General features: G+C 40.1%; 22 protein-coding genes and 1 riboswitch. Of the genes, 17 read left to right on the top strand and 5 right to left on the bottom strand.

What is annotated here, in order from left to right; genetic code table 11:
* Positions 1-17 precede the first annotated feature (17 nt).
* The gene (locus tag ACOZ9X_RS12740) at positions 18-719 is read left to right on the top strand and encodes a vanadium-dependent haloperoxidase (RefSeq protein WP_423418496.1); all 702 of its coding nucleotides are present in this window, start codon (positions 18-20) and stop codon (positions 717-719) included.
* 37 nt (positions 720-756) lie between these two features.
* Here the strand turns inward: ACOZ9X_RS12740 and ACOZ9X_RS12745 are convergent, their stop codons facing one another.
* Together ACOZ9X_RS12745 and ACOZ9X_RS12750 are read right to left on the bottom strand one after the other, a co-directional pair.
* Positions 757-1611 carry a TIGR03943 family putative permease subunit gene (locus tag ACOZ9X_RS12745; RefSeq protein WP_423418497.1) on the bottom strand — a complete coding sequence of 285 codons (855 nt, stop codon included), beginning with the start codon at positions 1609-1611 and terminating at the stop codon, positions 757-759.
* 15 nt (positions 1612-1626) lie between these two features.
* Positions 1627-2538: a permease gene (locus ACOZ9X_RS12750; RefSeq protein WP_423418498.1), complete on the bottom strand. Its 912-nt coding sequence runs from the start codon at positions 2536-2538 to the stop codon at positions 1627-1629.
* A 206-nt stretch (positions 2539-2744) separates the two neighbouring features.
* On the opposite strand from ACOZ9X_RS12750, the gene ACOZ9X_RS12755 reads away from it, so the two are divergent.
* The gene (locus ACOZ9X_RS12755; RefSeq protein WP_423418499.1) at positions 2745-3572 is read left to right on the top strand and encodes a VanW family protein; all 828 of its coding nucleotides are present in this window, start codon (positions 2745-2747) and stop codon (positions 3570-3572) included.
* Between the two features lie 106 nt (positions 3573-3678).
* Here the strand turns inward: ACOZ9X_RS12755 and ACOZ9X_RS12760 are convergent, their stop codons facing one another.
* A complete protein-coding gene (locus ACOZ9X_RS12760) occupies positions 3679-4077 on the bottom strand; it encodes a hypothetical protein (protein WP_423418500.1) in 399 nt (132 codons plus the stop codon).
* A 194-nt stretch (positions 4078-4271) separates the two neighbouring features.
* On the opposite strand from ACOZ9X_RS12760, the gene corA reads away from it, so the two are divergent.
* The 13 genes from corA (at position 4272) to ACOZ9X_RS12825 (ending at position 17950) form a co-directional block, all read left to right on the top strand.
* Positions 4272-5243, top strand: a complete 972-nt coding sequence (gene corA, locus ACOZ9X_RS12765) for a magnesium/cobalt transporter CorA (protein ID WP_423418501.1) — start codon at positions 4272-4274, stop codon at positions 5241-5243.
* A gap of 64 nt (positions 5244-5307) precedes the next feature.
* Entirely contained in the window at positions 5308-5739 is a 432-nt protein-coding gene (locus ACOZ9X_RS12770; protein WP_423418502.1) for a general stress protein, read from the top strand.
* 106 nt (positions 5740-5845) lie between these two features.
* Positions 5846-6367 carry a hypothetical protein gene (locus ACOZ9X_RS12775; protein ID WP_423418503.1) on the top strand — a complete coding sequence of 174 codons (522 nt, stop codon included), beginning with the start codon at positions 5846-5848 and terminating at the stop codon, positions 6365-6367.
* Between the two features lie 85 nt (positions 6368-6452).
* Positions 6453-6677 carry a hypothetical protein gene (locus tag ACOZ9X_RS12780; RefSeq protein ID WP_423418504.1) on the top strand — a complete coding sequence of 75 codons (225 nt, stop codon included), beginning with the start codon at positions 6453-6455 and terminating at the stop codon, positions 6675-6677.
* 89 nt (positions 6678-6766) lie between these two features.
* The gene (locus ACOZ9X_RS12785) at positions 6767-7414 is read left to right on the top strand and encodes a nitroreductase family protein (RefSeq protein ID WP_423418505.1); all 648 of its coding nucleotides are present in this window, start codon (positions 6767-6769) and stop codon (positions 7412-7414) included.
* Between the two features lie 421 nt (positions 7415-7835).
* Entirely contained in the window at positions 7836-8945 is a 1110-nt protein-coding gene (locus tag ACOZ9X_RS12790) for a hypothetical protein (RefSeq protein WP_423418506.1), read from the top strand.
* A gap of 176 nt (positions 8946-9121) precedes the next feature.
* Positions 9122-9237, top strand: a riboswitch (SAM riboswitch).
* 189 nt (positions 9238-9426) lie between these two features.
* On the top strand, positions 9427-11217 hold the full coding sequence (locus ACOZ9X_RS12795) for a PLP-dependent aspartate aminotransferase family protein (protein WP_423418507.1): 1791 nt from the start codon (positions 9427-9429) through the stop codon (positions 11215-11217).
* Between the two features lie 104 nt (positions 11218-11321).
* Positions 11322-12311 carry an aliphatic sulfonate ABC transporter substrate-binding protein gene (locus tag ACOZ9X_RS12800; RefSeq protein ID WP_423418508.1) on the top strand — a complete coding sequence of 330 codons (990 nt, stop codon included), beginning with the start codon at positions 11322-11324 and terminating at the stop codon, positions 12309-12311.
* Positions 12312-12333: 22 nt separating this feature from the next.
* The gene (locus tag ACOZ9X_RS12805; protein ID WP_423418509.1) at positions 12334-13179 is read left to right on the top strand and encodes an ABC transporter permease; all 846 of its coding nucleotides are present in this window, start codon (positions 12334-12336) and stop codon (positions 13177-13179) included.
* A 15-nt stretch (positions 13180-13194) separates the two neighbouring features.
* Complete coding sequence (locus ACOZ9X_RS12810) at positions 13195-13926, top strand: ABC transporter ATP-binding protein (RefSeq protein WP_423418510.1); 732 nt, start codon at positions 13195-13197, stop codon at positions 13924-13926.
* Positions 13923-15614 (top strand): acetate--CoA ligase, encoded by a 1692-nt coding sequence (gene acsA / locus ACOZ9X_RS12815; protein WP_423418511.1) that lies wholly within the window; start codon positions 13923-13925, stop codon positions 15612-15614. The genes ACOZ9X_RS12810 and acsA overlap by 4 nt, the downstream gene beginning before the upstream one ends.
* The gene (gene metX, locus ACOZ9X_RS12820) at positions 15592-16689 is read left to right on the top strand and encodes a homoserine O-acetyltransferase MetX (protein WP_423418512.1); all 1098 of its coding nucleotides are present in this window, start codon (positions 15592-15594) and stop codon (positions 16687-16689) included. Before acsA ends, metX begins: the two co-directional genes overlap by 23 nt.
* Complete coding sequence (locus ACOZ9X_RS12825) at positions 16676-17950, top strand: homoserine dehydrogenase (RefSeq protein WP_423418513.1); 1275 nt, start codon at positions 16676-16678, stop codon at positions 17948-17950. The genes metX and ACOZ9X_RS12825 overlap by 14 nt, the downstream gene beginning before the upstream one ends.
* Before the next feature lie 480 nt (positions 17951-18430).
* On the opposite strand, the gene ACOZ9X_RS12830 is transcribed toward ACOZ9X_RS12825, so the two are convergent.
* Both ACOZ9X_RS12830 and ACOZ9X_RS12835 read right to left on the bottom strand, forming a co-directional pair.
* Positions 18431-22546 carry a phosphodiester glycosidase family protein gene (locus ACOZ9X_RS12830; protein ID WP_423418514.1) on the bottom strand — a complete coding sequence of 1372 codons (4116 nt, stop codon included), beginning with the start codon at positions 22544-22546 and terminating at the stop codon, positions 18431-18433.
* 329 nt (positions 22547-22875) lie between these two features.
* Positions 22876-23004 carry a YjcZ family sporulation protein gene (locus tag ACOZ9X_RS12835; protein WP_205724184.1) on the bottom strand — a complete coding sequence of 43 codons (129 nt, stop codon included), beginning with the start codon at positions 23002-23004 and terminating at the stop codon, positions 22876-22878.
* A gap of 204 nt (positions 23005-23208) precedes the next feature.
* Between ACOZ9X_RS12835 and ACOZ9X_RS12840 the strand changes: the two genes are divergently transcribed.
* Positions 23209-23739 carry a 2'-5' RNA ligase family protein gene (locus ACOZ9X_RS12840; protein ID WP_423418515.1) on the top strand — a complete coding sequence of 177 codons (531 nt, stop codon included), beginning with the start codon at positions 23209-23211 and terminating at the stop codon, positions 23737-23739.
* 88 nt (positions 23740-23827) lie between these two features.
* Positions 23828-24289, top strand: a complete 462-nt coding sequence (gene mscL, locus ACOZ9X_RS12845; protein WP_144702446.1) for a large conductance mechanosensitive channel protein MscL — start codon at positions 23828-23830, stop codon at positions 24287-24289.
* Positions 24290-24301 lie beyond the last annotated feature (12 nt).

The following is a 24301-nucleotide window of genomic DNA, read 5'->3' on the forward strand; positions in this document are numbered from 1 at the left end:
GAACCAGGGGGGATGAGATGAGAAATTATTTGAGGTGGTCTAAAATACCCTATCCGGGTGAAAGCTATCCCCCGACACCCGTAACGCCAGAAGCAGGTAATTGGCCGATGTTTTTTATAGCACGAGAAGGCAATACATTCTTGGATCCGTTTCGAAATCAAATCACGTGGAGAATAAAGGATCCTCATACGATTAATTGGGAAAATGAAATACTAATAGTACAACAGGTCATGCAGCAGATCACACCTGAGCAGATTCGTATTGCTCAAATGTGGGCTGCAGGAGAGGTGAATAAACAGATCATTCCAATCGTTTTTCAGATGATGGAAACGTATGGGCTTGCTTCAACAAAGGCTGCTAGATTTTTAGCATTTTATCAAGCAGCTATCAATGATGCTTTCGTCATCACCTGGCATTTTAAATATCTTTGGGATGTTGCACGACCTTGTCAATACGACCGAAACTTAAAGACTGTGTTGATGACGCCTAGTTTTCCTGGTTATCCATCGGCACATGCTGTTATGGCAGGGTGTACGGAACCTATCCTAAGCTATTATTTTCCTCAAGAAAGAAATCGTATTCATCTGCTCATGGAAGAGTGCGCGATGTCTAGGTTATATGCTGGTGTTCATTTTAAAGTAGATAATGACGAGGGGCTGTCACTTGGAAGACAGCTCGGTGAAATCATCGTGAATTTAATACGATCGCAAACTATATAAGCAAAAAGAAAAACCGGACGTAAGATGTCCGGTTGCTTTAATATCCTCGATACACATATTCTTCTTTTGGTTTCTCGATTTCTTTCCAGTTCTTCACTTTTACATAAGGAATATCGGCTTTAAAAGGTTGATAATATTGGGTTTCTATACTGCCTTCGATCTCGATCCATTTGTCATTAGGAAATGATGTGCCTTTTGGGAATTCGACCATCATGCCAAAAACGCCAGAATCGGCAATACAGTGAATGATACCAAAACGTAGAAGAAAGAGTTCGTTCGATTTTGAGGTTTGATCTTCTGCGTTGTACGTGAACCCTTTAAACTGAACCTCTTTACCAAGAAAAATGCCCGGTTTATAATAGATGCTCTCCATCCCTTTTAGATAGTTCTTATCGTTAAGTACAACCTGGTCTCCTTTTGTAAAGGGCTTCAGTTCTTGATCCATGATAGAATTGTAGCTTTCTTTTCCATAATAAACACTTGTATCCGGCTTTAAAAACTGGTGCTCACCAAAATCGCCCTCGTTCTCAAGACCTTTAAAGTGGAATCCTTTCGTTTTTACGGTTTCAGAATCAAGAGAGGCGATAGGGAAGAATAACCCTGAAATGATTGGGAAAATGAGAATGCTGTTTACAGTTACATTTTTTAGTCGAGAAGGTTTCTTATGATGATCGTGTCCACAATCAGGTGTGCATGAATCATCGTGTTCATGTTCACCATCATCACTCTTTCCATAAATATAGAACTGAACGAGCGTAAGAAAGCCAAGAATAAATATGGCAGAGAACGAGATATATGAATATTTCATGTTAATATATTTGCTAATATCACCTGTAGCATGCAGATGCATGAACAAAAAGGTAAATCCGATTAAGATCAGGATTCGAATCATAGATGTGCACCCCCTTTAAAGAAATAGAGATCCGACTAGAACAAGGATCGTGATATTTACAACAAGACTAACAACGAGCTTTTTCTTAAAAGCAGCTAGCATCATAAGGACGTTCTTCACATCAAGCATCGGACCATAGACAAGGAACGCAACGATCGAACCGATTGTAAATGTACTTTGAAACGAAGACGCGATGAAAGCATCAGCTTCTGAACAAAGAGAGAGTATAAAGGCTAATCCCATCATCACGAGTGAAGATGATACTTCACCTTGTCCGATCTCTAGAAGTGTTGATGTTTTTACGTACGTTTGCATACTCGCAGCAATTAAAGCACCGATCACTAAGTATTTTCCGACAGAGAAGAATTCTTCTACAGCATGCACAAACGTACCTTTCAGTTTGTTATAAAAAGAAACCTTTGGCGTTGAAACTGTTGCTGCCGTCTCGTTGTTAAACGGTGAGCGTGAAACAGCACCTAATTCATTCTTAAGAACTTTTACATTTTTAAATTGAACGGCAAGGATAAAACCTAATAAGACGGCAACAATCATGGCAAGAGAGCCTCGATATATCATGACTTCCCATCTGTTTCCGAACGCAACATACGTTGAAAATAAAACGACAGGGTTGATGATCGGACCTGTGAGCATGAAAGGTATGGCGGCAAAAACAGGAACACCTTTTTCGATCAGCTTTCTTGTGATGGGTACGATTCCGCACTCACACGCCGGAAAGATCGCACCTAAAACAGCCCCAAATAAAACAGCGCCTATCTTATTCTTAGGCATGATACGTGCCACCATCTCCTCAGTGACAAACATCTGTATGACACCAGCGATGAGCACCCCGATCAGAACGAATGGAAGTGCCTCGATGAGGATGCTTATAAATACGGTATTCATCTGTAAAAACGATTTGTCGAGCATCCGATAATTCCTCCAACTCTATAAACTAAATATCATCATAAAATATAAACTTTATGAAGTAAATTTTTATTATGCAATATCCACACTATAACGCAAGTTCCACAGGAAAATAAATGGTTAATAGGGAATTAGAAGATAATGGGAAATGGGGTCTGACCCCAAACAATTTATTCCCCATAAAGAAATTGAGCAAAAGGAGTAAGCAAATGAACCATTTTGACCTGCGTCCGAAGCGGCGTTCGGCATTACGAATCTCTTTAGGGAAAAAGTATTTTATGCTTAGAAGATATATAGAGTGGTTTACAGATGAGAAGAGGTACGCCAAAACAAGGAAGAATGAACAACTTCCCTTTGTTCATTTTTCACATCAGTCGATTCTACTTCGAAAATTAAAAGATGTAGAGATGTGGTATCAGCATAATAAAGTGAAAAACCTCTCGATTGCTATCAAACAATTGAACGGTATCGTGATCCAGCCTGGGGAAACATTTTCGTATTGGAAGAGTATTGGAACGACAAAGCGCTCTAAAGGGTATGTTGATGGTATGATCTTGTTTTACGGAAAATTTAAAAAGGGGACGGGTGGTGGCCTGTGTCAGCTCTCGAACTTGATCTATTGGATGACACTGCATACTCCGCTCTCTGTCACAGAGCGTCACCGTCACAGTTATGATGTGTTTCCAGACTCGAAGCGTACACAGCCGTTTGGAAGCGGAGCGACTTGTGCTTATAACTACTTAGATCTGCAGATTAAGAACACGACGAATCAGCCTTACCAGCTTCACCTCTATTTAACGGATACTCACCTTGTGGGAGAATGGCGGACAGATCAAGAACCACTGCAATCATATGAAGTGTATGAAAAGGAACATTGGATCACGCCTGCTTATTGGGGTGGATATTTAAGGCATAACTTGATACATCGCAAAGTATTTAACCGTCAAAGAAAACAGATCGATGATGAATATGTAACAGAGAATCATGCCATCATGATGTACGAGCCATTACTAGAAGCTAGTCAAAGAAACGCATAGTTAAACCCTTAGCCGTATCATGGCTAAGGGTTTATTTAACACCTCAACATACGGTTAGGATTCCATCAATATTAACAAACAAATTTTTCATCTACTTATTATGTGTTTAATGTTGGACAGGATTAAGGTCAAAAGTAGTTTCTGTTTCATTAACATTTGGGTTCCACCCTCCATCAATATGGAGTTCTTTATCCCCTTTTTGGAATCTCAACATAAATCCTCCCCAATCTTCTATAGAGGCCTGTTTATAAACGGGCTTCCACCCATGGTGCGGAAGTGTATCTCTATAAAATGTATAGATTTCATACCAATGATTTCCCTTAATTAAATAATGATGGTCTTGAAATTCTAATCCCTTGTATAGTGGGAGGTCGTTGCGATGCTCGGGAACTATTGAAACAGATGAGTAGCGGTCCTTCTCGAGAACGAATTTATAAAGGGCAGCACTTAAAACCATTAATAAAATGAAAACAAAAAATAGTAACATTCTTTTGTTCAATTCCAACAATCCCCCCATACCTTACTTCACTATATTTTAACAGATTAAGGAAATCAGAAAGTTGTTTATCAATTATTAAAAGACCGTAGTTTTTTTATTGTCAAAATAAAAAGCATCGATTATTGTAGATAAATGCTACATTCTAAACAAATGTTTCAAACCACTGAAAAAAGTTAAAGAAATTAGGGAAATGATAATAAGTGAAAGAAGGTGTAATCATGGTCCGTACAATCGCTATCATCGATCATAAAGTAATCGTCAATCCACCGTTTCGACAGATCAATGAAATGAAGCCTGATTGGTTCTGGGTTGACTTTGACTGTCCGACATCTGGTGAAACCAATTTATTGCGCACTTTTTTTGACTTCCATCCTCTTGCTGTTGAGGACTGTGTGAATGCCTTGCAACGTCCGAAGGTTGAATTTTATGAAGATCACCTGTTTTATGTGGTGCACGCTCTGGACAATAAGACACTTGAAGCAACTGAGGTTGATATCTTCACAACAAAAAACTGTGTGGTTACGTATCATAAAACAAACGTTCCAGAGATTGATTTTGTATGGAAGTATTTAAGTGGACTCGAGACGATTCCGCCTGAACTCGGTAAAAATGAACTTCTTCATAAGCTGATGGATAAACTGGTAGATATGTATTTTCCTATTATGCATGAATTAGAAGAACGGGTCATTTCCATCGAAAGCAACGAAGATGATGAAGCACCCAAAATCATTAACCAGATATTTGATATAAGAGGAGATCTCTTAACATTAAGAAAAACGGTCGTGCCTATGCGCGAGCTTCTGTATCGGATGCTCGAATCAAAACGAGTGGGTTTAGATGCCGATGAAAGGTCCTATTTTCATGATATATATGATCATCTCCTAAGGCTAACCGATATGATGACTTCAGCCAGAGAGATGACATCGGATATTCGTGACAATTATATCTCCCTTAACTCTTACCGTATGAACAATATCATGAAAACATTAACCGTAATTACAACGATCTTCATGCCGTTAACCTTTATTGCGGGCCTTTATGGGATGAATTTTGTAAACATGCCAGAGCTTCAAACAAAGAATGGTTACTTCTATGTACTTGGTTTTATGATCTTTTTAGGAGCTGTTATGTCCATTTGGTTCAAGAAAAAAGGGTGGTTTGAACAAGATTGAGTACCGTTTAAAAAATGCTTAACAGGGGAACCTACATGTAAAGAACTGTTTGGAGGGAAACCACATGAAAAAAGATATTATCGGTACATATATGAAAGAAGAAGAAGCGGTTGGCGCAATCAAAGCATTGGTCGAAAAAGGATATCATCCATCTGATATCTCGATTGTGGCGAAAGATGATGAGATGGTTGATCATGTTGCAGACGAGACCCATGTAAACGAAAGAAAGATTACAGAAGATGATGCAGACAGTGCGACATATGGCACGATCGCAGGTTTTCTAACAGGTATCGGCGGAGGAATTGCCGTTCCTGGTCTCGGCGTACCAGGGGTCGGACCACTTTTGGCAGCTGGACCTTTTGCAGCAATGTTTGATCACGATGAAGCGGATATGAAAGAAATTCTTCAAAACATGGACGTTTCGGAAAGTGATGCAGAAAGATACATGCAGGATTTACAAGATGGCAAGATCTTAGTTATGGTTGAACGAAAATAATGGTAGATTTTGAAGGCATCCTTTAATAGGTGTCTTTTTACTTTTTTGAAACTTTTTCCATTGTTTATACGTATTATTGTATATAAGATACGTGGGGTGTTTAAACATGGAACTCTTCTTAAATGGTTTTTTTGGAATCTTAATCGTGTTAGGAATCATTGCAGCTGTTTATTATCTTTTGAAAAATGTGAAAGACAAAAAAAGAGCAATTCCTGTCTATGGACTTTCTTATAGTGGAGAATATACACAAAAGAATTTTTGGACACATGAGATTATGATTGTGGTGATTATCACACAAGGTTTTGGTTTGTTGAAACTTTCAATGCCAGTCAATGTTTTAATGATATGTTTATTGGTGTTTCTCACACTACTTTATTTTACACAAATTTGGCGAGGGGCGATCGGTAAGAGGGGCGTTGTATCAGCAACCAAATTTTATGATTGGCACCAGATCGATTCAGTGGACTGGATCACTGGACTTCAAGCAGAGAATCCAGGATATCCGAGTTGGGGTTTAGTTCGGTTTCATACAGGTGAACGATATGTAGAATTTGTAATCAAGAAAAAAGTAGAAGAGGAAGTGCGTTCTTTCGTTGAAGAGCGAATGAATCTTGCAAAGGCCAATTAGTTAGCTGAATTTGTTTTTAAAGAATAAAGGTATTCTATCTTTTCCTAAGAATAAGTTATATGTAAAAGGGAAAAGGTGGTTTTCCATGAAGCCATATGTAAAGGCTGGACTCATTACTGCTGGGATAATCGTTCTAATCAGTACTTATCTGCTTGGAATGTATGTAGAGAAGTTAAATGTTCAAAGGGAGTCTCTTAATATGGATCCGATTCATATCGTTAGTGTATTATTGGGAGCTTCACTCATCCTAATCGGATTAAGAATAAAAACGAAAAAAGATATAGAAGCAACAGAGAACAGTGCAAAATAAGCACTGTTCTTTTACGTATTTTGTAGAGAGTTCCAATCTTTTGTATAATACATATAGAAAATCCAATACATGTGCTAGAGGAGACAATCATGAAATACGAAGATTTTAAAGAAATCGTGCACGGCAGAAGAAGTGTCCGAAAGTTTACGGATCGAGCGGTTGCTGAAGAAGACATTTATGAGATCATGGATTGCGCACGTTACGCCCCGAGCGACACGAATTCACAAACGTGGGAATTTATCGTGATCCGAAATAAAGATAAAGTAAAGAAAATTGAAGAGATGACGTGGGATGCTATTCATAAATTGGCAGCAAGGGCTGAAGAGAACGGCAAAACGAAGGAAGCAAAATTACTGACGCGCTCTTTCGGTCCGTATGCGACAGCATTCTCTGGAGCACCCGTATTAATCATCTGTTTAGCCACTCCTTACGAGTCTAAGTTTCGTGAAAAGATCTTTGATCCGATCGAGCTTGCGGAAGAATCCGTTTGGGAAGAGGAAGGAATCAAGAGCAGCTGCTTAGCAATTCAAAACTTGATGCTTGCAGCCCATGCGCGTGGACTTGGTACTTGTCCGATGACCGGTCCCGTTCTGTTGGCGCAAGATGCTATTCGCGACTTTTTAGAAATTCCTTCGAAGAAGCAGATCAACATGGTAATTTCACTGGGGCATCCACAAGATCAACCGAAGAAGCTCGCAAGAAAAGCGGTAGAAGAAATCGTCACATATGTAGATTGATGGTGATTTGGGCTTTTTAAGTTCCCTAAAAAGCTCGTCCAGCGGCTGTTAGGCTCGCTGGACGAGCGCCATACGAAAAAAACGAGCGCCATACGAAAAAAACGAGCGCCATACGAAAAAAACGAGCGCCATACGAAAAAAACGAGCGCCATACGAAAAAAACGAGCGCCATACGAAAAAAACGAGCGCCATACGAAAAAAACGAGCGCCATACGAAAAAAACGAGCGCCATACGAAAAAAACGAGCGCCATACGAAAATACACGACCACACCGCTTTTACATTCCTCATGTCCGCCCTTTTTTATCCCTCCATAAGACTTCAGACCTACAAGAAAACGTAAGAAAAAAGGATTTTTTTCAACATTTACCGAATATATGTTTCATGTAACGTATTTTCAATTTTAGAAAGAGGAACTTCTTATGAAAGAGACATTTGACTTGATTGATTATGCACTGCAAAAAAGTGGGTTAGAAGAACTTAAAGATCCGACACAGGTTCAATATTTAGGTGAAGGAGCTTGGCATCTTGCTTATCTTGTTCAGCTGCGTTCTGGAGATGCTGTGGTCGTTCGTTTTCCAAAAGGAGAGGCTTACGGGAAGATCGTTGAATTTGATGAAGAAGCTATTCACTCAGAATATTCAGGGACTAGAGCATATTATGAACTAGCTAACCAAGTTAAACCAGGAATCTGCCCTGCTTTTTTCAACTATCATGTAGAAAAAGATAGAACGTTTACAGTTGAATCTTATGCAGGAAAGGCGCTCAAGCTGGACCAACTAACGGCTGTAGAATCGTTTCATATCGGAGCGGAACTTGGTGAGTTCTTTCGCAAGATGAATGCTGCAGATCATGGTTTAAAAGGGTTCGGTTATCTCTCATGGAACGGAAAACTTATTGAAGGGAAATTTCAGTCAGATGTTTCAGAATCTATGAAAGAAGAAAACGTTGAATACATAGATGATTTTAAAAAATTTATAGATACGTATGATGGTTCTATATCACCATCAACCTTAATTGACCTTCAAACCTGTTTGGAGGATAGAGACATTAAGGATCACATGGTTGTACTTACTAACCAAGATACATCTCCAGAGAACGTCTTGCTTCATTCAGATGGGACTGTCTGTTTGATCGATCCTTTACCAATCCTATATAGCGGTGATTCACTGGCGGGGAATTTTCTTAATAATTACCGAACATTGTTCCCGACATTTTTTAATGCACCACGTTATGCACGACATGAATTTAATCGGTATGAAGATCAATTGAAAAGAATGGCAGACGGATTTTTAGAAGGTTATTCTAGTGGAGAGCTAGCAGTAAAGCGTCGAGTGAAACAAGAGGAGTTTATCCAACTTACTAATTTAGCTGTAACTCATTGGCAACTACTGCAGAATGATGAATTAACATCTGAACAGAAAATTCGATTCGGAGAGCAAGAGGCGGTTGCCAATCGAATAAAGGTACTTGTAAAAAAAATCGAAGAGTTTCAATGGTTTGATGAAAAAAGTGGAACAAAGTTAGCATAACCCGCATAGCATGGGCATAATCTTAATTCAAAGCTGACAGTTGAACATTCATTCTTTTGTATAACTTTTATGATTTTTCAAAAAACGGTTGACTTTCTAAAACATCATACTCTATAATCCTATTCAAGAACTAAACAAACATCAGCACGTTAATGTGTTAAACATAATTTGAATATCTCTTATCCAGAGAGGCGGAGGGACTAGGCCCGATGAAGCCCGGCAACCAACAAACCACATTTGGTTTGGAAAGGTGCCAATTCCTACAGATCTTTTTTGATCTGAAAGATAAGAGGAGGACCAAAACCCTCTTCTTAGGAAGGGGGTTTTTATTTTTTCCCCTTATCATACTTCACACACAAACATCACATAGTCACTTATCTCATTTTTTCAATTGAATATAGCAAAAGGGAAAAGCATTATTCTTTATCCCTAGTTTTCCTATAGATTTTATTTCAATAACAAAAAAGAAGGAGCGAATACAATGACAAAATCTTTTGATGGATACGATATTGAAACATTGCTATTACACGGGGGCCAAGCGCCTGACCCAACGACAGGATCACGAGCAGTACCTGTCTACCAAACTACTTCCTATGTCTTTTCTGATACAGATCATGCACAAAGCTTATTTGCACTCGACGAGCCAGGAAACATATACAGCCGGATCGGAAATCCAACTGTGGATGTTTTTGAGAAAAGAGTTGCACTTCTAGAAGATGGTGTTGCAGCTGTTGCTACTTCTTCCGGTATGTCAGCAATCGCGCTGGCTATCTTAAACGTCGCACATGCAGGAGATGAGATTATTGCAGCTACCAATCTATATGGAGGAACGTACAACTTATTTTCTACTACTCTCCCAAAATACGGAATCAACGTAAAGTTTGTTGATGCAGAGGATCCAGAGAATTTCAGAAAAGCGATTTCTCCAAACACGAAAGCCTTTTTTGCTGAAACGATCGGCAACCCCAGTCTGAATGTTTTAGATATTGAGGCAGTGGCAGATATTGCACATGAGAGCGGTGTCCCTCTGATTATCGATAATACGTTTGCAACACCATATGTAACAAAACCAATCAGCTTTGGAGCAGATATCGTCATCCACTCAGCAACAAAGTGGATCGGCGGACATGGAACAGCCATTGGCGGTGTTGTGGTGGATGGAGGACGCTTTAATTGGAACTCAGAGAAATATCCAGGATTCACGGAACCAGATAACAGTTATAACGGACTAAGATACGCAAATGATTTTGGGACATTAGCTTTCGCGACAAAATTACGCGTACAGCTTTTACGAGATTTCGGGGCATGTTTAAGTCCACACAATGCATTTCTCCTTTTACAAGGTTTAGAAACCCTGCATCTACGAGTGGAAAAACATGCGAAGAACGCACAAGAAGTAGCGGAATATCTGGAAAAACATCCAGCAGTAGATTGGGTATCATATCCAGGTCTTTCTTCGCACAGAAGTCATGAGCTTGCTAAAAAATATTTAAGCAATGGCTTTGGTTCGATCGTAAACTTTGGAATCAAGGGTGGGCGTGATGCAGGGCGTAAGGTCATCAACAACATCTCCTTATGGTCACACGTTGCAAATGTTGGGGATGCAAAATCATTGATTATCCATCCTGCTTCTACTACACATCAGCAGCTGAGTGGAGAAGAATTAATAGCAACAGGCGTAACAGAAGAGCTGATCCGGTTATCGATCGGACTTGAATCCGTAAAAGATCTTACGAATGACCTTGATCGTGCGATACAAACAGCAACAGGAATAGGATCGAATAAAACAGAGATCACGATTAACGATGAAGGGGTCATTCGTTGGGCTTTGCAATCAGCACTATATCGAGCAGTCGAGAACGGTCAAGAAATTCAACGTCCTAAGACGCTAGCAATCGTAGGACTCAGTTCTAACCCTGCTAGACCCAGCCATCGATTAGCCAGAAAAATGCAGCGCCTTGGCTATAAGATCGTTCCGGTTAATCCAAGAGAGACAGAAGTGCTAGATGAAAAAGCATACCCAGATTTAAAATCCATCCCGTTTCCGATCGATGTGGTTCAAGTGTTTAGAAGTCCAGAAGCCGCGATCGAGCTCGCAAAGGAAGCGGCGATCACACAGCCAAAAGTATTCTGGCTGCAAGAAGGTGTCATCTCGCCAGAAGCTGCAAGAATTGCGAAAGAAGCAGGAATCGATGTTGTGCATAACAGATGTACGTATAAGGAAGCACAGCGATTAAGGGGAACTATTTCAACATATGCGTGTGAACTTTAAAAATAGAAATTGGAAAGTGAACATCCTGGAACGGAAGTCAACGACTTTCAAGAGTAACTCACAAAATTAGCCATATAAAAAGAGAGAAACGTGGAGGGAAATACATGTTAAAGATTTGGCAGAAAGCAACACTGGCATTAAGCTTAGCTGGCGTTTTAGTGTTAGCAGGTTGTTCCAGCGGTGCGAAAGAGGGAGAAAAACCAGAGAAGATTCGACTAGATTATGCTTTTTATTCTCCAACAAGTCTAGCACTTAAAAAGTTTGGCTGGGCGGAAGAGGCGTTCAAAAAAGAAGGTATTGAAGTGGAATGGGTTCAAAGTCAAGGAAGTAATAAAGCGCTCGAATTTTTGAACTCAGATAGCGTTGATTTTGGATCCACAGCGGGTGCGGCAGCTTTAATCGCAAAAGACAAAGGTGCTCCGATCGAATCAGTTTATATTTATTCTCAGCCAGAATGGACAGCACTTGTTGCAGCAGATGGATCAACGATTAAAGATGTAAAGGATCTGGAAGGAAAAAAAGTAGCGGCAACGTTTGGAACGGACCCACACATCTTTTTACTTCGTGCACTTGCAGATGTTGGCCTGTCAGCAAAAGACGTACAGATCGTAAATCTGCAACATGCCGATGGAGCGAACGCATTACTAAAAGGGCAAGTGGACGCTTGGGCTGGATTAGATCCACATATGGCTAGAACAGAAGTTGAATCCGGGGCGAAGTACATTTATCGCAATCCAGATTTTAATACGTATGGCACGTTGAACGTACGCTCTGAATTTGCGAAAAACCATCCGAAGCAAGTAGAACAAGTGATTGAACTTTACGAAAAAGCTAGAAAATGGACGATTGAACATCCAGAGGAAGCAGCAAAACTTTTATCAGAAGAAGCGGGGATTAAAGAAGATGTCGCAAAAAAACAACTGCAACGAAACAACTTCGAGGAACCTGTTCCAGGATCACAGCATGAAAAAGCTATATCGGCTGCAGGCAAAGTACTCCAAAAAGAAGAGATTGTCAAAAAAGATACTAACATCAAAGATCTGGTAAAGAAATTGATCAACTCTAAGTTCGCAGAAAAAGTGATCAACCAATAAGGAGAGAGAGGAGGAAGTGTCAATGATTTCTGAAACACATAAGTGGAAAGTAGCCCAGAGAGCTTCCCCTCAAAAGCTCTCAACTTCTAAAGGCATATTCCAACTAGGAAGAGGAATCCTTATAGGCTCTATCTTGCCTATCCTTTTATTAATAGTGTGGGAAATCGCCGCTAGAACAGGACTTCTTGCCGCACATCTGTTGCCTGCACCAACCATTATTTTAGAAAAAATAATCAGTATGTATCAAGATGGTTCACTGTTCGGTCATATCTCGATTACCCTCACGCGGGTATTCTTAGGATTTGCGATTGGAACAGGAGCGGCGGTTGTAATCGGTGCAATCGTAGGTTATGCAAAAACAGCAGAAAGACTATTAGACCCATTGTTTCAAGCCATTCGATCTATTCCCTCTCTCGCATGGGTACCGCTCTTTATCCTTTGGATGGGAATTGGAGAACCTTCCAAGATTTCGTTAATCGCAGTAGGTGTATTCTTTCCTGTCTATTTAAATATTGTGGCGGGCATCCAAGGTGTGGATCGTAAGCTTATTGAGGTCGGAAGGATTTATCAACTCACACCTTACCAGCTAACAAAACGCATTATATTGCCAGCTGCATTACCTTCATTTATTACAGGTATGCGCAGCGGGTTAGGACTTGGATGGATGTTTGTCGTAGCGGCAGAGCTCATGGGAGCAAGTGAAGGATTAGGATATCTGCTCGTGGTAGGTCAGAACACGTACTCTCCGGATACGGTAATTGCAAGCATCTTGCTGTTTGCAGTCTTAGGAAAGATAACAGATGCACTGTTGAAATGGATCGAACATCGTTCACTAAAATGGCAAGACAGTATGACAAATCAAGGATAGAAGGAGGGGGAACAAATGCTGAATGTAAGTCGGTTAAAACGTACGTTTAATCATGACACGGCAGGGTTCCAAGATATCAATCTGTCTGTAAAGGAAGGCGAGATAATCGGAGTTCTAGGAACGAGCGGCTGTGGGAAAAGTACATTGCTTCGCGTGTTATCAGGGCTTGATCAACAGTATGAAGGTACGATTTCGATAGAAAACGGATCCAATAATCAGATCGGTATGATGTTTCAAGAACCTCGCCTTCTGCCGTGGTTGTCTGTAAAAAAGAACATTTCATTCGGACTGGAAAAAAAAGAGAGGAATACGGATAAATATAAAACGTATCTAGATCTAGTTGGATTAACGGGTTTTGAAAACCATTACCCGAAAGATTTATCAGGCGGAATGGCACAGCGTACAGCAATCGCGAGAGCGCTTATTACGGAGCCGGAAATTCTATTGCTAGATGAACCGTTCAGTGCGTTAGATGCTTTTACCAAAATGCAGCTTCAAGATCTTTTGTTATCCATATGGCAAAAAAAGAAAACGACGATGATCTTAGTTACTCACGATATTGATGAAGCTCTTTATTTATGTGACCGAATCTTTATCTTAAAAGGTCAGCCGGGTGAAGTGTACAGCGAAGTTTCAATAGAAAAACAAAGACCGAAAACCCGTGGAGACGGTTACCTCTCTAAACAAAAAGCTCACATCTTACATCTATTAAACGTTGAAAAGAAAGCAGCAGGTGAACATCAATGACAAAACTAGCCACCATTCATCCAGTCGAAGGAACATATAATATTTCAGAAGATCAAAGGAATACTGCATTTTCTTGGGAAACTTTTACCGAAAGATTTAATAGACGAAGTGATGGTAAGACGAATATGGCCTATGAATGTGTAGATCGTCATGTTGAAGAAGGAAGAGGTGAGAAAACAGCTCTTCATTATATAGACGATTCACAAGAAATAAAAATAAATTATAGTGAACTAAAGAAAACGACAGATCAGTGGGCTGCAGTTTTAAAAAAACATGGTGTAAAGAGCGGAGATTTTATTTTTGTTTTCTTGCCAAAACACCATCACTGTCATATCGCGATGTTAGCTGCCATTAAGCTTGGAGCTATAGTGGGTCCGTTATTTGAAGCATTCATGTCGGATGCAGTAAGAGACCGAATCAGTGACTGTGAAGGAACGTTCTTGATTACAGATGAAGAGTTGTATCAGCGTGTACCAAGAGAAGATCTCCCAAGTCTCCACACAGTCTTTCTAACAGATGGTGAAGGAGAAAATGGCGAGATCTCGCTTCAAAAAGAGTTGAAGAGTGTGGGAAACACTGAGAGTCAGATTGAGTGGGTAGACCCTGAACATGGTCTGAACATCCACTACACTTCTGGTTCTACTGGAAAACCTAAAGGGATCATCCATGCTCATCGGGCGTTGGTTCAGCAATATCTTACAGGCAGATGGGTGTTAGATATTCAAGAAGATGATGTGTATTGGTGTACGGCCCATCCTGGATGGGTGACAGGAACGGTGTATGGCGTTTTTGCTCCATTATTAAACGGAGCTACTATTGTTGTGCACGGGGGAAGATTTAAAGCAGAGACGTGGTACGAAACTCTGCAAAAAACAGGTGTGACCGTATGGTATAGCGCGCCAACAGCTTTTCGTATGTTGATGGCAAAAGGAAATGAGCTTCCCGAACACTATGATCTCTCTAAGCTTCGCCACATATTAAGTGTAGGCGAGCCATTGAATCCAGAAGTCATCTATTGGGGTCAGAACGTGCTTGGAAAAAGAATTCATGATACGTGGTGGATGACGGAAACTGGTGCGCAACTTATTGTAAATCTTCCAACAGAGCCGATAAAGCCTGGATCTATGGGAAAAGCATTTCCCGGCATAACCGCGACCGTATTGGATGAAAACGGAAATGAACTGCCTCCTTATACCGTAGGTCATTTAGCGATCAAAGCACCATGGCCGGCAATCATGAGAGAAGTTTGGCAGAACGCTGAAAAATATGATTCGTATTTTAGCTGGGGCGAGTGGTATGTATCAGGCGATCTTGCTATAAAAGACGAAGATGATTATATCTTTTTCCAAGGACGTTCAGATGACATGATCAATTCTTCAGGAGAACGAATCGGACCTTTTGAAGTTGAAAGCAAACTGATCGAGCACAAAGCAGTTGCCGAAGCAGGAGTAATCGGCAAGCCAGATCCCATACGAGGGGAGATCGTGAAAGCCTTTATCGTTTTAAAAGATGGATATAGCGAGAGTAAAGAGCTTTTGGATGAAATCCGAATCTTTGTTAGAGGGGAATTAGCTGCACATGCTGCACCTCGTGAGATTGAGATCGTAGAAGAACTCCCAAAAACAAAGATCAGCGGAAAAATATTGCGAAGAGAGCTGAAAGCCCGTGAGTTACAAAAACTTGCTTGATGCGTCAAGAAAGATAGGGAAGGTTAAGATCGGTGACTTTGCTCTAGAGTCAGGAAAAGTGATTCCCAATGCTGAGTTAGCTTTTGAGAAAACAGGCAACTCAATAGGTCCAGTTGTTTTACTCTGCCACGCTTTAACTGGAAATCAGTATGCTTACGGATCAGAAGAAGACCCAGGTTGGTGGCGTGGATTAGTGGGTCCTGATCATTATATAGACACAAACCAGTTTCAAGTCATCACATTTAATGTGCTCGGAGGGTGCAGTGGTTCAACGGGTCCAGCAAGTAAGAATCCTGAAACCGGAGAAAACTATGGAAAGTCATTTCCCTTTGTAACGGTAAGAGACATGGTTCGTGCACAGCGACAAGCTCTTAGCATATTAGGAATCCCGAGACTTCTTGCGGTCATGGGAGGATCACTCGGCGGTATGCAGGCACTTGAATGGGCTGTGCAGTTTCCATATTTTTTAGAAAAAGTATTTATCTTTGCGGCAACTCCCTTCTTAAGTGATTATGGTGTAGCTTTTAATAGACTTGCCCTTCATGCGATTGAAAATGATCCTGTGTATAAGAGTGGCAACTTTAGAAGCGAGCAGAGATTAGCAGGTTTGGAGATCGCACGTATGGCTGGGCTATTAACGTATCGTCAACCTAAATTATTTAATGAGAGATTCAATAGAGAGATCAAAGAAAAAGACGATGAAGGTAAGCCGTTCTTTCAAGTAGATTCCTATCTTACGTATCAAGGGGAAAAATTGACTAGACGATTTGATGTGGAAAGCTATGTATCTCTTCTATACGCGATGAACGCTTTTGATATTGGGGATAAACTTGGTGGCTGGGAGAGGGCAGCGTCACAAATACAAGCTGAAGTATATGCTTTTGGTTATGAAGGCGATCTTCTATACCCACCTGAAGTGATTGAGAATTTCATAAAACATACTAGATTTGGAACCTACTATTCGATTGAAACAGACTTCGGTCATGATGGATTTTTAGTAGAATTTGAGAAATGGGGACCACATGTAAGAGAAGCATTGAGACAAGAAGGGAGGCTGCAATATGGCACCTATTAAAGCAGCGCTGCTAGGGTTTGGAACAGTTGGCCAAGGCGTATATGAAGCACTAAAAACGCATAAAGAACAACTTCAAAATGTGCTCGGTCAAGAGGTCGTGATCGAAGGGATACTGGTGAAGGATGGAACCAAGAAGCGTGAAGTGGATGAGCATGTTCTAATAACTACTGACTTTGATGAGATTCTTAATATCGATGGACTAGAGGTCATATTTGAAGCGATCGTCGGAGAAGAGCCAGGCTTCACTTACTTAAGCCGTGCTCTTGATAAAGGATGTCATGTAATCACTGCGAACAAAGTCATGTTTGCGAGACATGGAAGAACATTGCTTGATAAGGCAGAAGCTTTAGATCGTTATGTTGGTTATGAAGCGACAACAGCAGGTGGAACACCGATCATTCGGAGTATCTCACAGCTTCTTCAAGTCAACGAGATCTACTCAGTCGAAGCGATATTAAACGGCACATCCAACTATATTTTAACGAATATGAGGGAAAAAGGTCTTCCTTTTCAAGAAGTATTAAAGTCTGCACAGAAACTAGGTTATGCAGAAGCTGACCCGGCAAGTGATATAGAAGGTTATGATGCTTTTTATAAGCTAATGATTCTTAGTGAGTTGTCGTTTGGTGAGACGCCGAAATGGGAGGAAGTCGAACGAAAAGGGATAACAGAAGTAACGGAAGAGCAAATTTCTGTATTTAAAGACTGGGGATATAAGGTGAAGCATTTGGCGCGGATCCGCCGTGACCGCGACCAATTTACTTCATCTGTTAAGCCCGTGTTGATCGATGCTGATCATCCATTGTACGGAGTAGAAGATGTACAAAATGCGATCATGGTCGATACGAGTCTTGCAGGAAAAGTTACGGTTCAAGGAGCAGGGGCAGGAAAGCTTCCAACAGCAAGTGCCATGGTGGAAGACTTGACTTATGTCCTGCAGCCTCATGCTTTACGAAGAAAGAGTAATTCAGCTCCTATCTCAGAAGACGAAAGTACTGAAGATACAGATACGACGTTAGTTGGGGAATATGTTGTCATTGGCTCTTCTGTAGGATTTCATGGAGCAGATGAGATAGAAATTTTAAAGCAAGAAGTAAAAGGTGATCTCGTCTATCTACTGATTGAGTGCCAGGTGAGTACAGCTCTCTTGTTAGAGGAAAATCGAGATCTTGTTGTTTATGAAGTAGCAGGAAAATTGAAGAAGACAGAGGGTAGGGCTGAGCAAAAGGATTTGCTTTTGAAGAAAGTAATCAATCTATAGGATAAAAGAAGTTTGCTTCATCAAGTGGATTAGAAGGATTAGACGAACATTGCAGAGTGGCTCCTGCAATGTTTTTTAGTGTGTGGGTTTTGTTGTCGGTGAGCATTTAATAAGGGGATCACAACTAACTTGAAATTATTGCAATTAACGTGAATAAAAACGAAATAACGTGAATATATTCAAGTTAACATGAATATGATTAAATTAACGTGAATATAATTTTTGGTGTTCACCACATAAATACAAAACCTAATTTTGTCTTTTTCAAAAATACAGTAATAGTCGGTTATCCGTTTTAGCGCATGAAAAAGAGGCATGAGCTTAAAAAGTTACGTGACTTTTTAGCTAAGCCTCCTAGTTTTTTCTTTGATACGTCACTCCTTAACGGAAATCTCCGCAAATGAGCAAGAATACCATAATTAAAAATGAAGCTGGCTAAAAAGTCATCAAATTGACTGCTTCTAACCAGCTTTTTCTTATTTACTCCTCTTCCTCTTCATAATAGTCCTCGTTTATTACAGTGAACTCATCAATCAATTCTCCATCAGAAGAAGTAGACGTAAAGGTGATTTTGTCTTTATCTACTTTTGCGTGCATGGACACGGCAATGTTATCCATGTTTACAAACTCAAACTTATCATCTGCTACAGCGTCATAGTGCTTGTTACCTGTTGTTCCAGCTACGACATAAACCGTTCCATCCGCATCTTCTTTCCCTGCTTTAAGTTTCTTTGTTCTGCCATAAGAATGATCGTGGCCAGAAAAAACAATATCGATTCCTAGTTCGTCAGCTACAGGAGGAATTTTTTCCTTCATGATCTCATTACCGCCGAACGGGTTCGTGTAATAGGGTGGTTTATGAGTCACAAGGATTTTCCAAGGTTTATCTGAAGCTTTCATATCTTGTTTCAGCCACTCTAGCTGTTGATTCAAGATTTCAGCATCAGATGTGTATCCAAGAACAGCGATATGCATGTTGTTGTAATCGACTGAATAGGTTCCGCCCTTATCTGCATCTGGTCCATTCTCCGGTAAGTTGAAGATGGCTTTTGCAAGCGAACCGTCTGCATCACCCATGTATTCATGGTTCCCTAAGGCGGTAACTAAATCGGTTGCTCGAATGTTGCTGTTTTGGCTTATCGCTGCTAACGAATCATCCCATTGTTTAAACTTAGAAGATTCGTCGATCAAATCACCAACGTGAATCATAAATGAAAGATCTTTCTTGTTGAGATCGCCAAGAATTTTATTAAAGTGCGTAAGGTCAGATGGTGACTGTGTATCACCTAGTACCGCAAACTCAAAGCTCTGTTTTCTCTTTAAAGTAGTGAATTCCATGAACTCTGACCAATGATCGCCATTGCCAACACGGTATACATAAGTGGTTTCTTGTTGTAATTTTTGCAGCTTTACCTCATTAACACGCACGATACCGTTTTTCTTAATATCCAGTTCTCCTGAAAATACATGGTTATTTCCACTTGCTGTTTGCGTCTTTAATGAAGACATGCCTTTTTGCTTATAATCTTTCTTTTTTGCAAATTGCACAACTGATGATGGATCACCTTTAAGAGGGCTCGACATCCAAGTAAAGCCTTTCGTTTGATACGAGTTACCTGTTGGAGTCGATATAATATTTTTAAATTCTGTTTCAGTTGCAAGTGCAGGGTATGTTTGTGTGTTGATCTTAAATGAATACTTACCATCCTTAACTGCATACAAAGTAATCTTTTTTACTTCATCTGTAAAGTAATCAACCGACAAAGTTCCATTAATGTCCGTTTTTCCTAAGGATACAGGATCTTTCTCACTTCCGATATGTGCAAACAGTTCAGCATCTACAACGGCTTCATTTTTATTATCCTTTACAATAAGTTCTGTTGGTTTTCCGATTAAAATAGGTTCATGCGTCAAACTGATTGCAGCTTTTATTGGCACACGAACCGGCTTCATGGAAAACGTGGGAATAAAATTCTGGGTTTGCGGGTCACTAAAAATCAGACTACCCTCTAACATGTCATACTTCATTTCGCTGCCTTCCTTTGTGGATGCAGGAACCTCTAACCGGATCGTTGCGGGATTTGCAGTAACAGATGTCTCACCGTTGTTGATTAGGTGAAGAGTTAAGATGCCGGTTTCTGAATCGTAGTTTGAAGTACTCGACTGAAAAGCTTCTGAAAACAATACATCTTTAACCGGATATTCTTTATCAAGCTGCATCCGAATAGCAGCAGAACTAATTTCATCCGTATGTGTCATTTTAACTGCGAGTTTAAAGGCATCACCTAAATAGGCTTCTTCCTGTGCCTTAACAAGTTCAACTTTTGCTGATCCAGTATTCACTGAAAAAAAGCTCGTATGAACTGCTTGATTTCCAAACTTGTCAGGAACGATCAACGTTACTTTATGTGTTCCATCCGCCCAACGATATCCGCCTAATGAAACAGATCCGTCCATGTCATAAGAAAAGTGTCCTTCTGCATCTGCATAATTCTTACCATCTACAAATAGACGGATTTTGTCCCAATCAATTCCTGTTTTAAAGAGATCTTCTTCATACTCGTTTACTTTTGCAGTGATGGTTACTTCATTAGTAGTAAAACTTTTGTCGTCCGTGCTAACAGATTGAATGATAGGAGGGTAGAGGTCATCTATCTTTTCACCATATACGGCACGAATGTTATCAACATAGATAGATCCTTTTGTCATAGGTCCAGTGATTCCAGATTTCGTAGACATTAAGCGAATTGTCTGTGCACCTGATAACTTGAAAGGACCTGTAAAGGATGATGGAATCTCTGCCTCAATGTATTTCCAGCCTGTCCAATCAATTCCGGGATTTTCACCAGTTAGGTTGATCGTCTGATTCTTACCATTGCCGTCCACAACTAGCATTCTAAGCCAATATCCTTGTGCTTCAGGTGTTCCATACACCCACATTCCTATACTTGAAGGATTACCGTCGATAGGTGTATGTGCTCCAGGACCAGCATAAACACCGAGTGTTGTTCCTGTTTGCGCATTAGAAAAATCAAAATCAAGTTTAAGAGATTGGTTGTCAAAACGGACTTGGTCTGGGAATTCAGAAAGTGTTAGTGATCCTTTTTCGCCGCGACCTGCAGTAGAGGTTTTCCAGCTACCCAATGACTCCTCAAAATTATGAAGGACAATTGGAAGCTGTCCAACCGATACTTTTACCTGTGCTTCAAGAGGCGTTCCATTTAGTCGTGCCGTGATTGTACCTTTTACGTTTTGATCTCCTGTATGAAGAATTCCATTTTCATCTATTGACCCCATACCATCTGGGATATCAAATGTGATATCTTGCATGCTCCATTTCACATTTCTTTTTTGAAACATAGTGATTAGGTTGATATCTGCTTTGCTGTTCTTAGCCACTGTCAATTCAGGAGAAGCAAAATACATTTCATCGGGTGTTTCAATCTCGATAATACTTTTTCCAACTTCTGTACCATTCTGTTTTAAAAGGATATGAAACTGACCGGTCTTACCACTTGAAACAAAGATTCCGTTATGATCGATCGTTCCATAAGAAGGATCAGATACTTCCCATGATAAACCTGTGCTTGGGAGTGGTGCTGAAGCTTTAGACTTGTCCAATCCTTTTGCATGAAAATTTATGGTTGAGCCCGAAGTGAACGACTTGTCGTACGGTTCGATGTGAGTGGTATGAAAGACATGATCAGAATGTTCTTTTGTAACAACGAGCCAAGAGTTCGCAACACTTCTTTCATTTCTGTCTGACGGTTGATTGTCTACTTCTAATACATCTTCACCTAGCTTGCGGGTGGTAAAAGTAGAAGAACCGCCTCCATCAAGATTAAGAGCGTGAACCGCACCATGATCAATCAAGATTTGAGCTAAATCTTTCATGGATATCCCAGCTGAATAAGGTTCTTGTCTGCCGTCGATGACGACAAAGAAAACATCACCGTCTTCCTTAATACCAACTGCTGTTCGAGGCTCTTTATCCTGACCGGTCTGAGGAGTTTGATAGATTTGACTGTTTCTGACAAGGATTGCGTTACCGCCGAGAGCTTCTTGAAGATCTGTTTTAATGGACTCGTATTCTGAAGGATTTCCAATTACGGCACTCCCATCTTTTTTTATTCCAAAAAAGTTCCATGTTCTCCCGCTTGTTCCTTTAATAGCCTGCCCGTCTTTATACACCACACCATGAGGCTCACCCGTTGCCATGTTATAAAAGTCAGCATTTACGGCTGCAACTACTTGGCGGTTTTCTTCACTAGCTGCAACTGCTTGTGCTCTAATAGGCTGTAAACCAAATCCATCTTTATCATCTGGTGTTCCTGCTTCAATAGAAACATTTGGATTATGTACATCTACATCCACTACGAAACTTTCAATCTTCTTTCCTTCCTTACTCAGAAAGCTATAATGCTTTTCTTTAACACCAGGAGCAATATCTGCTTGATACTCATTAATAGGTGTTTGGATAATTTCAGAGTCGAGATCAAACTCACCTAAAGCAATCGCACTGCCAGGTGATAATGTACTGCTCATCAAACTCAGGGCAAGGACGGTAGGGAACAGCTTGTTCAAATGCTTTTTCATCTTTTCCTCCTTAAACATTCATTTAATTTTTAGCAGGGTATACATGATTACACTAATGGAAAATTATTAATTTAATGTTAGTATTTTGTAATGTGTGTTTATAGTTATACTAGAAAACTAAAGTGGTTGTTACAATAGGGCGAAAGTTCTCTTGTATTCATACATATAAAGACCTGCACTCTAATAAGCGCAGGTCTTTTCTCTCTCTATTTTTCTTTCTCTAGGTTCTCTCTATCTGTTTTATACGAGGGGTTGTTAAAGCAAAAGGTTTTAACGCAATTGATCACATCTGATGGATCAGAACGATTTCCACTCAGGAAATGAACTGATTAGCACCAGCCGTGTCCGCCGCCATATCCACCGCCGTAACCACCGCACCAACAGCACCCAACGATGATTAACAAGATAAATAGAACTACGATTAAAGCAAAGCTATTTCCGTAAGACTGATATCCCATTTAACCCACCTCCTTCTTTACAATGACAGAATATTAGAGGTACAAGTTAAAGGTTTGGGCGGAATTAGCCCATTTTTTCGGGACAAGAGCGGAAGCCTTATTTTCCGGAGAAATATATTTACCAAAATGTGGTTTATTGTATAATTACACTAAACGAACTAAGATTATCGACTATTGAACAAAACCATATTTGGAGCTGATAACATGTACGGTGTAATTGCTTATTTAAACAGTGAAACGGAACAGAAGATAGACGATCTAAGGAATGGACTTGTGAAAGAGGGAATCCAGGGTCATGGTATGCGGCCTCATGTAACTCTTGGCACACATCCCGAGGTAGATATTGAGTCTTTTAAAAGTTTGTTTCAGGAATACTTTAAAAATATTTCTGCTGTGCCTCTTTTCTTTCCATCTCTAGCGATATTCTTAAACAGCGGAACCTTATATGCAGCACCGACTAAAAACAGCGTGCTGACAGATTTTCATCAACGTTATCATGAACAATTTAGAAACGAAATCAACCAGCAATCTCTATATATTCCGGCTCACTGGGTGCCTCATTGCACGCTTGTAATGGACCTAACACATGAAGAGTTAGTGAAGGCGTTTGATTATTCCACAAAAAATTTAGAGCCCTTTCATGCAACGATTGACAGTGTTGCACTTATTCAACTGACGTATGAAGCAGATGTATGTACAGATGTGAAGGATATTCTAACTGTGAAACTGAAATAAGATGATATGAATTAATATCGGATGACGTTTGAAAGTAGATGCTGTATGGTTATACATATACTAGTCATACAGAAAGGAATTAGGGTACATGTGGAACGAATTTAAAACATTTATTATGCGTGGCAACGTGATCGATCTTGCCATTGGTGTGATTATCGGAGCAGCTTTCAGTAAAATCGTCACGTCACTCGTTGAAGATGTGATCATGCCTCCGATTGGATTATTACTTGGTAAAGTGGATTTCAGCAATCTTTACATAAATTTAGGCAAAGGCGACTATGCCACCTTAGCAGATGCCCAAAAGGCGGGAGCAGCAACACTTAATTATGGATTGTTTATTAACACACTGATCAACTTTTTTATCATTGCGCTAGTCATATTCTTAGTAGTAAAACAGATCAATCGTCTTAAAAAGAAAGAAGAAGTAAAGGCGCCTGATACAAAAGAATGCAAATATTGTTTATCTACGATTCCATTGAGAGCCGTTAAATGTCAAAGCTGTACGGCAGATCTAAATGATGATGCTGTAGTGAGGCAGTCCTCTGAGTAAGGGGGCTGTTTT

Origin of the sequence: Fictibacillus nanhaiensis (genome assembly GCF_049537595.1) — a bacterium.
Taxonomy (GTDB): Bacteria; Bacillota; Bacilli; order Bacillales; family Fictibacillaceae; genus Fictibacillus; species Fictibacillus nanhaiensis_F.